This is a genomic window from Amycolatopsis iheyensis, assembly GCF_024703995.1.
GTDB classification, from domain to species: Bacteria; Actinomycetota; Actinomycetes; order Mycobacteriales; family Pseudonocardiaceae; genus Amycolatopsis; species Amycolatopsis iheyensis.
On record NZ_JAMXQV010000004.1, the window covers coordinates 228,350 to 242,827 of the forward strand.

A 14,478-nucleotide genomic window follows, 5' to 3' on the forward strand; every position below is an offset into this window, starting at 1 on the left:
CTTTCGCCCGCCCCGGTTCGGTGGGGGCGGTGCGCCTGGTTCGGTGGTGAGCCGCGGGTTGGCCCCGGGCCACCACGCCGATCCTCGGCGCACCCACGCGATGCGGCCCGCACCCCCAAGCCCGGCTCGGCGGGGTGGGCCGGGGTGGCCCGCCCAACTCGGCGAAGGGCCACTGGTTCGCCGCGGCCTACACGCCAATCCTCGGCGCACGCGAGGCGGGCCGCATCCCAGTAGCCGCAAGGCTTCCCGCCGCGCCGCCAAGCGCCCGGCAACATCTCGCTTCCCTCGCCCAGCTCCCGGCCCCTCCGGACTCAGCGGCGGGGCGGGCCCCGGGGCTCGCCCCGGCGTGCTATTGCCGGGCCTGATCCGTCGCCCACCACTGCCGTGTCTCCGTCCATGTCCGTTCGGGTCACCAGTGCTCCCAGCGCCTTCAGCGTGTCCACTGTGGACTTGCTGGGGTGGCCGTACGTGTTGCCCGCGCCCACGCTGACCAACGCCACCCGGGGCGCCACCGCCGCGAGGAACGTCGGCAGCGAGTAGCGCGAGCCGTGGTGGGGGACCTTCAGCACCTCCGCTCTCAGATCACCGATGTCGGCCAGCAGATCCGCCTGGGCTGCCAGCTCCACGTCTCCGGTCAGCAACACCCGGCCCACCGGTGTGCGGGCTCGGAGGACCACTGAACTGTTGTTGATCGTCGTGCCGTCTTGGGTGGCCGCCGCGCGGGCCGGGACGTAGCGCGGGCCGAGCACGTCCAGCGAGAGGCCTGGCCACTCCAGGTGCTCCCCCGGGTTCAGCTCCACCAGCGGCACCGCCTGCCGGGCGGTCTCCGCCGCCACCTGGCGCCATGCCCACTCCGGCGCCCGGCCGGCGCCGACCGCCACCGCGCCCACCGCTCGGCCGTCGAAGACCGAGGCGAGGCCGCCGATGTGGTCGGCGTGCAGGTGGCTCAGCACCAGCAGCGGGATCCGGTCGACCGCCAGCCGGTGCAGGCACTCGTCGACCGGGCCCGGCTCGGGGCCGGTGTCCACCACCACCGCGCGTCCGGGGTCCGCCGTCGCCAGCACCACCGCGTCGCCCTGGCCGACGTCGCACTCGACCATCGCCCAGTTCCGGGGTGGCCACGCCGGCGCGATCACCCGGACCGGCACGAACACGAGCAACGCGCCGACCACCAGCACCGCCAGGACCAGCCGCACCCGCCGGTGCCGGAAGGCCAGCACCAGCGCGCCCAGGACCGCGGCCGCCAGCAGGCCGCCCAGCCAGCCGCCCGGCCAGGCGATGACCGCGCCCGGCGTTCGCGCGCCGTGGCGGGCCACCGTGATCAGCCAGCGAGCCTCCGGGTCGGCCAGGTGCACCAGGACCTTCCCCGCGCCCGGCCACCACGGGCCGGTGACCGTCGCCAGCACGCCGAGCACTGTCGCCGGGGCCACCACCGGCGCCGCGAGGACGTTGGTCAGCACCGAAACCAGGCTCACCGAACCCGCCATGCCCGCCAGCACCGGCGCCGTCACCAGGAACGCCGCCAACGGAACCGCCAGCCCTTCGGCGAACCCCGGCGGGACGCCGCGGCGCACCAGCGCCGCCGCCCAGCGGGGCGCCAGCAGGACCAGCCCGGCCGTCGCGAACACCGACAGCGCGAACCCGAAGTCCGTGGCCATCGCCGGATCCGCGACGATCAGCACGCACACCGCGAACGCCAGCGCCGGCAGCGCCGAACCCCGCCGGCCGAGGGCCAGGGCCAGCAGCGCGACCGCCGCCATCAGCCCGGCCCGCAGCACGCTCGGCTCCGGGCCGACCAGGACGAGGAACCCACCGAGGCACGACCCCGCGGCCGCCGCCGACAGCCGGGGCCCGAGCCGCATCACGCGCAGCAGGAGCAACACCGCACCGCAGGCCACGGCGAGGTTTCCGCCGCTGACCGCCGTCAGGTGCGCCAGCCCAGCGGTGACGAACTCCTGCTCGACCCGCGGCGACAACGCGCTCGTGTCGCCCAGGACCAGGCCCGGCAGCAGGCCGGCCGGCTCGTCCGGCAGGTCCTGGCACAGGTCGTGCAGCCCCGCCCGCAACACCGCGGCGGTCCGCTGCCACCAGGGCGCGGGACCGGGCTCGCCGGGCGGACCGCGGACCGAGAGCACCGCGACCGTCAGGTCCGTGCCGCGCGGTGGCATCAGCCGTCCCGTCACCGTGAGCTCCTGGCCCGGCAGCAGCGACGCCCACTGCGCGACGGGCGCCAGCAACAAGACCCGCCCGGTCGACGACACCGGCCGGCCGTCGACCGAAGCCGCGCGGACGTCCGCCATCAGCACCACCGACCGGGCACCGGCCTGCTGGTCGGCATACCCGGCGCCGCGCACCGGCTTCGGCCGTTCGGCGACTTCGACCCGCAGCGCCGCGGGCAGCCCTTGGGCCGCCGCCGCGCGGAGGTCGTCGCGCTCCGCGTCGCGGATCCGCCAGGCGACCGGACCGGCCGCGACGAGCCCCAGCACGAGCAGGGCCGCCGCCGCACCGAGCGCCCAGGGACGACCGCGGGCTCGCCACAGCACCAGCCCGGCCAGCATCGCCGAGGCCAGGCCGACGGCCAGCGCCGTCCACCAGCCGAGCAGCAAGCCCGCCAACGCGGCGAGCCAGCACGCCACCGCGGCCGGGACCAGCCGCATGTCCTGCCGGGTGTCGGTCGGGGGAAGGGCGCTCATCCGACCGACACCTGATCCCTCAGCGACTCGAACTTGCTCTCGCCGATACCCGAAACGTCGCGCAGCTGCTCGATCTTCGTGAAGCCGCCGTGATCCGTGCGCCACTGGACGATCCGCTTGGCCATCACCTCGCCGACGCCGGGCAGCGTGTCCAGCTGGTCGGCGCTCGCCGCGTTGAGGTCGACCTTGCCGCCCGCCGGCGCGCCGGGAGCCGCCGCGGGCGCGGGGATGCCGACCGCGAGCTGCTCGCCGTCGGCCACCCGGCGGGCGAGGTTCAGCGCGCCGAGGTCCGCGCCGGGTTCGGGCCCGCCGGCCGCCCGCAGCACGTCCGCGACCCGGGCGCCCTGGGGCACGGTGACCAGGCCGGGCGCGCGGACCCGCCCGATCACGCTGACGACGAGACCGGTCTGGGGTGAGGCCCGGGCCGGCGCCTCACCCGCCGGTTTGGCGCTCGGCAACGCGGGTGGCGACTCGGCCGCCGGACGGCCGCCGAGGAGCGCGACCGAGCCGAGGACGATCACCACGACCGCCGCGAAGACACCGGCGAACGCCCACCGGCGGCGGCCGGCACCGGCCGGACCGCCCGGCAGCCAGCGCCGGACCAGCCGGCCGCCCGGCCCGACCGTGCTCTCGTCGGGCGAGAGCTGGTCGGCCAGCCAGGAGAGCCGGTCGTTGACGGGGAGGCCCGGATCCCGGGCGGGCTGCTCGAACACACGATCGACGTTAGGGCCCGCGGGGAGTGTCCGACAGGGGTGCCGCCGCGTCCTGTGGACAACCGGGGTGATGTGGACAGCTGCCCTCGGCCCAGCCCGGGAACGACCGTTTCCGTCGTACCCGGGTGGCATGCTCGAGGGTTCGGCGCGCCGCTAGCCGGAGGACGGCACGGTGCGCTGGACGACCACCCCGAGCACGCCGGGCCCGGTGTGCGCCCCGATCACCGCGCCCAGCTCGGAGACCACGCAGCCGGCCGAGCGCGGCACCGCTTCCTCCAGCCGGTTCGCCAGCTCGACCGCCCGTTCCGGCGAGGCGAGGTGGTGGACGGCCAGCTCGACGTCGTCGTCGCGCGCGGCCTGCGCGGCGAGCTCGACCAGCCGCGCGAGCGCCCGGTTCATGGTGCGGACCTTCTCCAGCGGCAGGATCCGGCCGTCGGACATGTGCAGCACCGGCTTCACCGCCAGCGCCGTGCCGAGCAGCGCCGCCGCCGGCCCGATCCGGCCGCCGCGGCGCAGGTGGTCCAGGGTTTCCACGACGAACAACGTCGACGAGCAGCCCGCGGCCGTCACCGCCGCGGTTTCGACTTCGGCCGCGCCGGCCCCGGCGGAAGCGGCCGAAGCGGCGTGCAGCGCGGCGAACCCGAGACCCATCGCGGTGGTGCGCGAGTCGACCACACGGACCCGGTCCGGCCCGACTTCCTGCGCGGCCAGCACCGCTGCTTCCCAGGTGCCCGACAGCTCGCGCGAGAGGTGCACCGAAACGATCGAGTCCGCGCCGTCGGCGAGCGCGGCCCGGTACTCCGCGACGAACTCGGTGGGCGTCGGCCGGGACGTCGTGACGATCTTGCGCTGGCTCATCGCCTCGGCGACGGCGGCGGGGCCGGTCTCGACACCGTCGAGGGAAACCACGCCGTCGACCAGGACGTGCAGCGGCACCACCCGGACCGAGTGCCGTTCGGCGAAGCCCTCCGGCAGGTGGGCGGTGGAATCCGTGACTACGGCGACCGACACGCCGTCAGCCTACGTGGCCGGGGGCCCAGGTCGGCGCCATCAACACGGACATCGCGTCGCCGACGACGGCGTGTCCCTTCCAGCCCCAGTGCATGCCGTCCGGGTTGCCCTCGCCGCCGAGCACGTGCGCCCCGACGACGGCTTCCAGGTCCAGCAACGGAACCCGCGCCCGCGCGCCCCACGCCGCCATCGCGGCCGCCGCGGCGGGACGTGCCGTGTGGACGCCGCCGTAGGCCGCGGCCCGGTGCACCGACGGCAGCCACCCGAAGATCGGCAGCTCGGGCCGCAGGACGTGCAAGGCACCGACGGCCGTGTCGAGGTACTGCACGGTGAGCTTGGCCGGCAGCACCGCGGGACGCCCCCGGAACGCGACGGAAAGCCGCGGCTGCGCGGCCTGATAAGCCTTGCGCACCACCCGCCGCAGCGGGTCGGGACGCAGGTACTTCAGCCCCGTGCGCAGGTAGGTCGGCAATGGCGAAGGCAGCGTGTCCATGCTGCCGATCGCGAGGACGACGGCGTCGACGTGGTGCAGGTCGGCCCACACGCGCGGATCGCCGGTCAGCGACCACCAGACGTCCCGCGCGGTCCAGCCGATCCCGGCGACCAGGTCGGCGGTGCCGCCGAGCGCGGCGGCCGCGATGTTCGGCCACAGCCGCGGTTCGTCGGCGGCGCAGGGCCCTTCCGGACCGTGAAAGCTCAGCGAGTCGCCGAACACCAGCAGGCGTGGCCCCATGGGCTAGCCGTGCATCCCCGCGTTGTAGGCGTGCAGCCGCCACCGGTCGTCACGCCGGCCCAGCTCGACCCAGTGGCAGTTCGAGATCCCGCCCAGCGACGGCCAGGTCTCCACCGGCAGGCTCAGCAGGTGCGCGGTGAGCGCGGTGATCAGCCCGCCGTGCGCGGCCAGCAGCACGGTGTCCCCGACCTCGGAGTTGGCCTGCAGCAGGTCGGTGACGACCTCGCCCGCGCGCTCGGCGACGTCGAGGCGGTTCTCGCCGCCCGGCGGCGCCCACGTGGCGTCGGTGCGCCAGCGCCGGCGTTCACCCGGGTAGGCCTCGTCGACCTCGGCGCCGGTGAGCCCCTGCCATTCGCCGAGGTGCGTCTCGCGCAGGCGCTTGTCGATCCGCAGCGGGACGCCGATCGCGTCGGTGAGCACGGTGGCCGTGTCGGTGGCGCGGCGCAGGTCGGAGGCGATGACGAGGTCCGGTGAGAACCGGGCCAGCGCCGGCACCGCGAAGCGGGCCTGGTTCCAGCCGACCGGGGTCAGCGCCGAGTCCAGGTGTCCCTGCATCCGCCCGGCGGCGTTGTAGTCCGTCTCGCCGTGGCGCCAGAGCACGAGCCGCCGCGGGCTCACGGGACGTCCGGGTCCTCGGCGGGCGACTCCTCGAGACCGGCCACCTCGATGCGCGGGCAGTCCTTCCAGAGCCGCTCGAGACCGTAGAAGGAGCGCTCTTCGACGTGCTGGACGTGCACGACGACGTCGACGTAGTCGAGCAGCACCCAGCGCCCCTCGCGGGCTCCTTCGCGGCGGACCGGCTTGTGCCCGCTCTCGCGCAGTTTCTCCTCGACGTTGTCGACGATCGCGCCGACCAGGCGCTCGTTGGACGCGGAGGCGATGACGAAGGCGTCGGTGATGACGAGCTGCTCGGACACGTCCAGCACGACTACGTCGCTGGCCTTCTTGTCCGCCGCCGCGTGTGCGGCCGCTACGGCCAGCTCTCGTGCCTCGGACGTGGCTGCCACGGTGCTCCTTCTCAGATCGGGTTCGCTGGAGAAGGGTACCCGCCGGGACCAGCGGCGCTTCAGTCGCTCTTCCGGTAGAGATCCTTCTTGGCGATGTAGCGGACGACGCCGTCGGGCACGAGGTACCAGACCGGCTCCCCGCGTTCGACGCGGTCCCGGCAGCCGGTGGACGAAATGGCCATCGCGGTGACCTCGACCAAGCTCACCTTGCCGCTGGGCAGGTGGTGGGAGTTGAGCCGGTAGCCGGGCCGCGTGACGCCGATGAAGTGGGCGAAGTCGAACAGCTCGTCGGCCTTGTGCCAGGTCAGGATCTGCTCGAGGGCGTCGGCGCCGGTGATGAAGAAGAGCTGGTCTTCGGGGTACTCCGCGTGCAGGTCGCGCAGGGTGTCGACGGTGTAGGTCTGGCCCGCGCGGTCGATGTCGACGCGGCTGACCGAGAAGACCGGGTTGGACGCGGTCGCGATGACCGTCATCAGGTAGCGGTCCTCGGCCTTGGTCACCTGGCGGCTGGTCTTCTGCCAGGGCTGGCCGGTCGGGACGAAGATCACTTCGTCGAGCCCGAACCGGGACTGGACCTCGCTGGCCGCGACGAGGTGGCCGTGGTGCACGGGGTCGAACGTGCCGCCCATGACCCCGATCCGCCGTGGTGACATGAGCAAGGAGCCTATACATCGGAAGCGCGGGACGTCCTGTGCTGCCGGACACCTCGCCCGACCGGGCAAGTCTTGTGATCTAGGTCACATAACGGCCCGTATTCGTCGCGAACGGTCCGTTCGCGACGCCGCCGATTCCCGGATCGTCGGTGCCATGGGGTAGACGTGGGGACGTGGACACCACCGGCACCACCTCAGCCCTCCGCGATCGCGCCGAAACGCTCCTGCGAGCACTGGCCGGCGACTCGGCGAAGCTGCGCGAAGACCAATGGACCGCCATCGAGGCCCTGGTCGCGCAGCGGCGTCGCGCGCTCGTCGTGCAGCGCACCGGCTGGGGCAAGTCGGCGGTGTACTTCCTGGCCACGGCGCTGCTGCGGGAACAAGGAAGCGGGCCGACGGTCATCGTCTCGCCCCTGCTCGCGTTGATGCGCAACCAGATCTCGGCGGCGGCGCGCGCCGGGATCCACGCGGCCACCATGAACTCCGCGAACCCGCAGGAGTGGGAGCAGGTCCAGGCCGCCGTGGCGGCCGGCGAGGTCGACGTCCTGCTGGTCAGCCCCGAACGGCTGAACAACCCGGACTTCCGCGACAACGTGCTGCCGAAGCTGACCGCGAGCACCGGGCTGCTGGTGGTCGACGAAGCGCACTGCATCTCCGACTGGGGGCACGACTTCCGGCCGGACTACCGGCGGCTGCGCACGCTGCTGGGCGACCTGCCCGACGGCGTGCCGGTGCTGGCGACCACCGCGACGGCGAACGACCGCGTCGTCACCGACGTCGCCGAGCAGCTGGGCCTCGGCACGGGCACCGACACGCTCGTGCTGCGCGGCACCCTCGACCGGGAGAGCCTGCGGTTGTCGGTGTGCCGGCTGCCGACGTCGCAGGCGCGGCTGGCCTGGCTCGCCGAGCACCTCGCGGAGCTGCCCGGGTCCGGGATCATCTACTGCCTCACCGTCGCGGCGGCGCACGACGTCGCTTCGCTGCTGAAGGACCGCGGTTACCCGGTGGCGGCCTACACCGGCAAGACCGACCCGGCCGACCGGCAGGCGGCCGAGGACGACCTGCTCGGCAACCGCGTCAAGGCCCTGGTCGCGACGTCCGCGCTGGGCATGGGGTTCGACAAGCCGGACCTCGGGTTCGTCGTGCACCTCGGCGCGCCGTCGTCCCCGATCGCCTACTACCAGCAGGTCGGCCGCGCCGGGCGTGGTGTGGAGCGCGCCGACGTCGTGCTGCTGCCCGGCGAGGAGGACCGCGCGATCTGGGCGTACTTCGGCTCGCTCGCCTTCCCCGACGAGCTGCGGGTGACGCAGGTGCTGAACACGCTCGCCTACGCCGACCGTCCCCTTTCGACGGCCGCGCTCGAGCCGTCGGTCGAGCTTTCCCGGTCACGGCTGGAAATGGTGCTCAAGGTGCTGGACGTCGACGGCGCGGTGCGGCGCGTCAAGGGCGGCTGGACGAGCACGGGCGAGGAGTGGGAGTACGACCGCGGGCGGTACAAGCGGGTCGCGGAAGCCCGTGAGCGCGAGCAGGACGCGATGCTCGGCTACCTCGCGACCGACGGCTGCCGGATGGAGTACCTGCGGCGCCAGCTCGACGATCCCGAGGCGGCGCCGTGCGGGCGGTGTGACAACTGCACCGGTCAGCACTGGGACACGACGATCGCCGACGACGTCGCCGAAGCGACCCGGGAGCGGTTGCAGCGACCGGGTGTCGAGGTCGCGCCACGCAAGCAGTGGCCGACGGGCATGTCCTCTTTGGACGTTCCGGTCTCGGGCCGGATCTCGGCCGACGACCAGGCCGAGCCGGGCCAGGTCCTCGGCCGGCTGACCGACGTCGGCTGGGGCAACCGGCTGCGCGAGCTCGTCGGCCCGCAGGCCAAGGACGTCGAGGTGCCGGACTCGGTGTTCAAGGCGTGCGTCCAGGTGCTCGCCGGGTGGCAGTGGGCGCAACGGCCGGTCGCGGTGATCGCCGTCCCGTCGGAGACGCGGCCACAGCTCGTGTACAGCCTCGCGACCCGGCTGGCCGAGATCGGCAAGCTGGACTTCCTCGGCGCGCTCGACGCCGAGGGGCCGCCTCCGCGGCAGGCGAACAGCGCGCAACGGCTGGCCGATCTGTGGCGGCGGATGAGCATGCCCGCGGACCTGGCCGAAACCCTGCCGGGCGGGCCGATCCTGCTGGTCGACGACGTCATCGACACGGGCTGGACGATGACGCTGGCCGCGCGGCTGCTGCGGCGGGCCGGCGCGCCCGCGGTGCTGCCGTTCGCGCTGGCGAGCACGGCTTAGCGAAACGGAGGACGGTCAGAACCTTTCGGACTGCGAACGAATGTGGCAAAGTCCCGTTCCACCTTCGGGTGACGTGGAGGCCGCCATGACCGAGTCCACCGTTCAGGCATCCCAGCGGCACCGGCTGCCGGTGCGCAAGCTGTTCGCGGCGAGCGCGGGCAATGCGCTGGAGTGGTTCGACTGGACGATCTACGCGACGTTCAGCATCTACTTCGCCGGCGCGTTCTTCCCCTCGGGGAACGACACCCTCGCACTGATCAACACCTTCGCCACGTACGCGCTCGCGTTCTTCTTCCGGCCGCTCGGCGGCGTCCTGCTCGGGCGCTTCGCCGACACGCGGGGCCGCAAGCCCGCCATGATCCTCACCATCCTGCTCATGGCCGGCGGCTCGGTCGCGATCGGACTGCTGCCGACGTTCGCGCAGGTCGGCTGGCTGGCCCCGATCCTGCTGCTGCTCGCCCGCGTCGCGCAGGGGCTGTCACTCGGCGGCGAGGTGTCGAACGCGTCGGCGTACCTGGGCGAGATCGCGCCGCGCGAGCGCCGCGGCCGGTACTCGGCGTTCTTCTACATCTCGACCGGGTCGGCCGTGCTGGTCGCGACCGTCCTCGGTTTCGTGCTGGCGCGGACGCTCGACAAGGCCCAGCTCGCGTCGTGGGGCTGGCGGCTGCCGTTCCTGCTGGGCGGGGTGTTCGGCCTGGTCGGGTTGTGGCTGCGCCGCAGCCTGGCCGAGACCGAGCTGTTCGAGCAGACGAAGGCGAAGGCACGCAAGCTCGAGCGGCCGTTGCTGACGACGCTGACCCACCACCCCAAGGCCGTCGGCAGGCTCGTCGGCTTCACGATGCTCTCGACCCTTTGCTACTACACGTTCTTCAGCGCGCTGACGTCCTTCGCGGTGAAGAACCGGCACGCCGACGCGGACGCCGTGTTCCTCGCGCTGTCGGTCGGCACGGCGTTGTTCATCGCGCTGCAGTACCCGATGGGCGCGCTGGCGGACAAAGCCGGGCGGAAGCCGCAGCTGCTCGTCTGGTCCGGGGCGACCGCCGTGGTCGTGGTGCCACTGTCCACTTTGATCGGGCCGAACCTCGGCGGCCTGCTCGTGGTGTTCTGCGTCGGGCTCGGGTTGTACACCGCGATGACGTCGATCGCGCCGGCGATCATGAGCGAGCTGTTCCCCACCGAACTGCGCGGGCTCGGGATCGGGGCCTGGTACAACCTGACCGTCGCGGTGTTCGGCGGGACCGCGCCGCTGCTCATCACCGTCTTCGGCGCGGTCTCGCCGACGCTCTACTTCTGGTACGTCGCCGCGGGTGCGGCGATCGCGTTCTTCGTGATCCTCACGCTCCCGGAGACCAAGGGCAGCGAGCTGCGGTAAACCCTTCGTCGCCGGCCGGTCACGCTCGCTACGCTGCGTGCTCCGAGACCGAGTCGAAGGAGGGACACCGTGCAGCAAGCCGCCGACGTTACCGAGGAGCTGGCGCGCCGCGTGGTCGCCGCCGCCGGCACGGCATTGGGCGTCGAACTGACGCCGGAGCAGGCGCTGATCCAGGCGTCGCCCCGCGAAGGTGTCGACTACCAGGGCAATCTCGCGATGAGCCTGGGCAAGCGGCTCGGCCGCCCACCGCGTGAAGTCGCCGCGGCCATCGCCGAGGCGCTGGCACTCGACGGCATCGCCGATCCTCCCGAAGTCGCCGGGCCGGGGTTCCTCAACTTCGCGCTGCGCAAGGAATGGCTCCAGACGCGCGCCGGCGCGCTGCTCGGCGATCCGCGGCTGGGCGTGCCGGAAGCCGTCGAGCCGCGGCGGATCGCGCTCGACTACAGCAGCCCGAACGTGGCGAAGGAAATGCACGTCGGGCACCTGCGCTCGTCGGTGATCGGCGACGCGCTCGTCCGGCTGCTGCGCTTCGCCGGGCACGAAGTGCTGCCGCACAACCACCTCGGCGACTGGGGTACGCCGTTCGGGATGCTCATCGAGCAGCTCGCCGATCTCCCGGCCGGGCACCGCGCGATCGCCGACCTCGACGCCTTCTACCGTGAAGCCCGCCGCAAGTTCGACAGCGACGAAGCGTTCGCGACTCGCGCACGCGAGCGCGTCGTGCTGCTGCAGAGCGGGGACGCCGCGACGCTCGCCGTCTGGCAGGAGCTCGTCGACGAGTCGACCCGGCACTTCGACGAGGTCTACGCGCTCCTCGGGATCTCGTTGACCGACAAGGACATCTACGGCGAAAGCTTCTACAACCCATACCTCGCCGACGTCGTCGACGAGCTCGAAAAGGCGGGCCTCACCGAGGTCAGCGACGGCGCCGTCTGCGTGTTCCCCGAAGGGTTCCGCAACCGCGAGGGCGACCGGCTGCCGCTGATCGTCCGCAAGCGCGACGGTGGTTACGGGTACGCAGCGACCGACCTGGCGACCGTCCGGTACTGGACCGCCGAGCGCGGCGCCACCGACCTGCTCTACGTCGTCGGGACGCCGCAGGCGCAGCACTTCGCGATGCTGTTCGCCGCGTGCCGCGAAGCGGGCTGGCTGAGCGCGCACGCCGAGCACGTCGGCTTCGGCACGGTGCTGGGCGCCGACGGCAAGACCATGCGGACCCGGGCCGGCGCGACGGTGAAGCTGGTCGACCTGCTCACCGAGGCCGTGACGCAGGCCGCCGCGGTCGTCGCCGAACGCAGTGAGCTCGACGCGGCGGGGCAGGCGGAGGTCGCCCGGGCCGTGGGCATCGGCGCGGTCAAGTACGCCGACCTGTCCGGCGACCGCGAACGCGACTACGTCTTCGCGTGGGACCGGATGCTCGCGAAGGAGGGCAACACCTCGGTGTACCTCCAGTACGCGCACGCGCGGACGCAGTCGATCCTGCGCAAGGCGGGTGGGCTGCCCGACGGCACCGAGATCACGTTGGAAGCGCCGGCCGAACGGGCGTTGGCGCTGAAGCTGCTGAGGTTCGGCGAAGCGCTGAAGGCCGCGACGGCCGCGTACGCGCCGCACAAGCTCTGTACGTACCTGTACGAGACGGCGGTCGCGTTTTCCCGGTTCTTCGAGGAGTGTCCGGTCCTGAAAGCGTCTTCACCGGCGTTGCGCGCGTCGCGGCTGAGGTTGACTACGCTGACGTCGCACACGCTCGCGCTCGGGCTCTCGCTGCTCGGCATCGCAGCGCCCGACCAGCTCTAGCGGAGATCACCTTGGAACTACCCGGCGACCTGCTCACGCTGCTGCGCGAGCCCAGCCTCTGCTTCCTGTCCACCCTCATGCCGGACGGCTCGCCGCAGCTCACCCAGACCTGGGTGGACACCGACGGCACGCACATCCTCGTCAACACCGTGGTGGGGCACCAGAAGCAGCGCAACCTCGAGCGTGACCCGCGGGTGGCGCTCAACGTCGCCGACCGCGAGCGGCCTTCGCGCTACTACGCGATCCGCGGGCAGGTCATCGACGCGACCGAGGACGGCGCCGTCGAGCACATCGAGAAGCTGGCGCAGCGCTACCTCGGCGGGCCCTACCCCTGGTGGGGCGGTCGCGACCAGACGCGGCTGCTGCTCACGATCAAAGCGGATCGGATCGCGTCGTGATCATCATCGCCGGCTGGCTCGCCGTCGCTCCGGAAGGGCGCGACGCGTATCTCGCGGGGTGCTCCGAGGCCGTCCGGCTCGCGCGCGAGGCGCCCGGCTGCCTCGAGTACGCGCTGGGCGCCGACCTTCTCGACCCCGGCCGGATCACCGTGTACGAGCGCTGGGAGTCCGATGAGGACCTCGAGCGCTTCCGCGGGTCCGGGCCGTCGGACGAGCAGGCGGTGCAGATCCTCGACGCGTCGGTCGCGCGCTACCGGATTTCGGCGGTCGAGGCGCCGTGACCCGCTAGCAGCTCCACCAGTTCGCCGGCCAGGCCGCGGTTGACCGGCTCTCGCGTGGCGAGCAGCCGGTACCAGAGCGTGCCGAACACGACGTCGATCACCGTGCCGGGCCGGACGCCCGCGGGCAGTTCGCCGCGTTCGCGGGCGCGGTCGACGATGACGCCGAGCGCTTCGCGGCGGCGGTTGAGGAAGTCTTCGCGGAAGCGGCGGCCGAACTCCGGGTCGATCTGCGCCTGCGCCATCAGCGCGCGCAGCGGGTCCGCGACCTGCGACTGTTCCCCCAGCTCGAACGTGCTGCCCAGGAAGTGCGCGAGGTCCGCGCGGAAGGACCCCTCGTCGGGGATCGGGACGTAGAGGTCCGCCTTCGTCGCGAGCGCGTCGAGCAGGACGTCCGCCTTCGACGACCACCAGCGGTAGATCGTCTGCTTGCCGACGCCCGAGCGCGCGGCGATGCCTTCGACGGTCAGCGCGCCGTACCCCGCCTCCCCGACCAGTTCGACGGTGGCGGTGAGGATCGCCAGCCGGCTCTGCTCACTGCGCTTGCGGCCGGGACGGGACTGGTCGGTCATGGGATCCGATGGTAGCGTCAATTTCGAAACGAGACGTACCGGTTCGAAATGGGGAACAAGATGAGCATCGCTCTCGTCGCCGGCGGCACGTCGGGCATCGGCCTGGCGACCGCGCGGCGGCTGCACGCGCAGGGCTACGACGTCCACGTCACCGGGCGCGGCAAGGAGCGCCTCGACGACGTCGCGTCGAGCGACCCTTCGCTGACGGGTCACCAGGCCGACGGCGGTGACGCCGCGGCGATGGCCGCGCTCGCGTCGTCGTTGGGGACGGTCGACGTGCTGGTGGTGAGCCTGTCCGGGGCCGAAGGCATGGGACCGATCGATTCGCTGGACTTCGCGATGCTGCGGCGGGCGTTCGACGCGAAGTTCTGGGCGCACCTGACGACGATCCAGGCGGTGCTGCCGCACCTGGCGGCCGACGGGTCGATCACGCTGCTCGGCGCGATCAGCGCGCGGGCCGCCATGCCGGGGACGGCGGGCATCGCCGCGCTCAACGCGGCGGTCGAGGCGCTGGTCAAGCCACTCGCGGTGGAGCTGGCGCCGCGGCGGGTGAACGCGGTTTCGCCGGGCGTGGTGGACACGGCGTGGTGGAGCGGCTTCCCGGAGGAGATGCGGGAGGGCTTCTTCGCCCAGACGGCGGCTTCGATCCCGTCCCGCCGCGTGGCGACGGCGGACGACGTGGCGGAGGTGGTCGCGTTGGCGGCAACGAACCGCAACCTGAGCGGCACAGTCCTCGAAGCCGACGGCGGCGCCCGCCTGGTCTCGCTGGGCTGACGTGCGCGAAGGGGCATCACGCGTGCTTGCGGGGGCATCTCCTGTGTCTGGAGAGGCATCACGTGTGATGGGAGGGGCATCACTCGTGATCAGGCGGACGACACGCTGATGCCCGGCTGATCACGCGAGACGCCCGGGCAATCACGCGTGATGCCCCTCCCCGCACGCGTGATGCCTCTTTGCGCACGGGCTGGG

14 protein-coding genes are annotated in these 14,478 nt (G+C 72.7%); 6 read left to right on the top strand and 8 right to left on the bottom strand.

Annotated elements, in window-relative coordinates; all coding sequences use genetic code 11:
* Positions 1-311: 311 nt before the first annotated feature.
* From M8542_RS10900 to nadD, 7 genes are all read right to left on the bottom strand, one after another.
* Positions 312-2,693: a ComEC/Rec2 family competence protein gene (locus M8542_RS10900; RefSeq protein ID WP_257919949.1), complete on the bottom strand. Its 2,382-nt coding sequence runs from the start codon at positions 2,691-2,693 to the stop codon at positions 312-314.
* Positions 2,690-3,406 carry a ComEA family DNA-binding protein gene (locus tag M8542_RS10905; RefSeq protein ID WP_257919950.1) on the bottom strand — a complete coding sequence of 239 codons (717 nt, stop codon included), beginning with the start codon at positions 3,404-3,406 and terminating at the stop codon, positions 2,690-2,692. Before M8542_RS10905 ends, M8542_RS10900 begins: the two co-directional genes overlap by 4 nt.
* Positions 3,407-3,559: 153 nt before the next feature.
* Complete coding sequence (locus M8542_RS10910; protein WP_257919951.1) at positions 3,560-4,417, bottom strand: DegV family protein; 858 nt, start codon at positions 4,415-4,417, stop codon at positions 3,560-3,562.
* A gap of 4 nt (positions 4,418-4,421) precedes the next feature.
* Complete coding sequence (gene octT, locus M8542_RS10915; protein WP_257919952.1) at positions 4,422-5,150, bottom strand: diglucosylglycerate octanoyltransferase; 729 nt, start codon at positions 5,148-5,150, stop codon at positions 4,422-4,424.
* A 3-nt stretch (positions 5,151-5,153) separates the two neighbouring features.
* Positions 5,154-5,768, bottom strand: coding sequence for a histidine phosphatase family protein (locus M8542_RS10920; RefSeq protein WP_257919953.1), 615 nt, complete (start codon positions 5,766-5,768; stop codon positions 5,154-5,156).
* On the bottom strand, positions 5,765-6,157 hold the full coding sequence (gene rsfS, locus M8542_RS10925) for a ribosome silencing factor (RefSeq protein ID WP_257919954.1): 393 nt from the start codon (positions 6,155-6,157) through the stop codon (positions 5,765-5,767). The genes M8542_RS10920 and rsfS overlap by 4 nt, the downstream gene beginning before the upstream one ends.
* Before the next feature lie 59 nt (positions 6,158-6,216).
* On the bottom strand, positions 6,217-6,810 hold the full coding sequence (nadD, locus tag M8542_RS10930; protein WP_257919955.1) for a nicotinate-nucleotide adenylyltransferase: 594 nt from the start codon (positions 6,808-6,810) through the stop codon (positions 6,217-6,219).
* Between the two features lie 173 nt (positions 6,811-6,983).
* On the opposite strand from nadD, the gene M8542_RS10935 reads away from it, so the two are divergent.
* From M8542_RS10935 to M8542_RS10955, 5 genes are all read left to right on the top strand, one after another.
* The gene (locus M8542_RS10935) at positions 6,984-9,095 is read left to right on the top strand and encodes a RecQ family ATP-dependent DNA helicase (protein WP_257919956.1); all 2,112 of its coding nucleotides are present in this window, start codon (positions 6,984-6,986) and stop codon (positions 9,093-9,095) included.
* A gap of 85 nt (positions 9,096-9,180) precedes the next feature.
* Entirely contained in the window at positions 9,181-10,467 is a 1,287-nt protein-coding gene (locus tag M8542_RS10940; protein ID WP_257919957.1) for an MFS transporter, read from the top strand.
* A 69-nt stretch (positions 10,468-10,536) separates the two neighbouring features.
* Positions 10,537-12,261: an arginine--tRNA ligase gene (gene argS / locus M8542_RS10945; protein WP_257919958.1), complete on the top strand. Its 1,725-nt coding sequence runs from the start codon at positions 10,537-10,539 to the stop codon at positions 12,259-12,261.
* Positions 12,262-12,272: 11 nt separating this feature from the next.
* Positions 12,273-12,659: a PPOX class F420-dependent oxidoreductase gene (locus tag M8542_RS10950; RefSeq protein ID WP_257919959.1), complete on the top strand. Its 387-nt coding sequence runs from the start codon at positions 12,273-12,275 to the stop codon at positions 12,657-12,659.
* The gene (locus tag M8542_RS10955; RefSeq protein WP_257919960.1) at positions 12,656-12,940 is read left to right on the top strand and encodes a putative quinol monooxygenase; all 285 of its coding nucleotides are present in this window, start codon (positions 12,656-12,658) and stop codon (positions 12,938-12,940) included. The genes M8542_RS10950 and M8542_RS10955 overlap by 4 nt, the downstream gene beginning before the upstream one ends.
* On the opposite strand, the gene M8542_RS10960 is transcribed toward M8542_RS10955, so the two are convergent.
* Complete coding sequence (locus tag M8542_RS10960) at positions 12,910-13,509, bottom strand: TetR/AcrR family transcriptional regulator (RefSeq protein ID WP_257919961.1); 600 nt, start codon at positions 13,507-13,509, stop codon at positions 12,910-12,912. The two genes, M8542_RS10955 and M8542_RS10960, sit on opposite strands and share 31 nt — an antisense overlap.
* A gap of 60 nt (positions 13,510-13,569) precedes the next feature.
* On the opposite strand from M8542_RS10960, the gene M8542_RS10965 reads away from it, so the two are divergent.
* On the top strand, positions 13,570-14,283 hold the full coding sequence (locus M8542_RS10965; protein WP_257919962.1) for an SDR family oxidoreductase: 714 nt from the start codon (positions 13,570-13,572) through the stop codon (positions 14,281-14,283).
* Positions 14,284-14,478: the final 195 nt, after the last annotated feature.

Bases quoted from the DNA above. Each gene is read 5' to 3' on its own strand.
- M8542_RS10965 (WP_257919962.1), top strand. From the start codon at position 13,570: ATGAGCATCGCTCTCGTCGCCGGCGGCACGTCGGGCATCGGCCTGGCG.
- M8542_RS10940 (WP_257919957.1), top strand. From the start codon at position 9,181: ATGACCGAGTCCACCGTTCAGGCATCCCAGCGGCACCGGCTGCCGGTG.
- nadD (WP_257919955.1), bottom strand. From the start codon at position 6,810: ATGTCACCACGGCGGATCGGGGTCATGGGCGGCACGTTCGACCCCGTG.
- M8542_RS10900 (WP_257919949.1), bottom strand. From the start codon at position 2,693: ATGAGCGCCCTTCCCCCGACCGACACCCGGCAGGACATGCGGCTGGTC.
- M8542_RS10960 (WP_257919961.1), bottom strand. From the start codon at position 13,509: ATGACCGACCAGTCCCGTCCCGGCCGCAAGCGCAGTGAGCAGAGCCGG.
- octT (WP_257919952.1), bottom strand. From the start codon at position 5,150: ATGGGGCCACGCCTGCTGGTGTTCGGCGACTCGCTGAGCTTTCACGGT.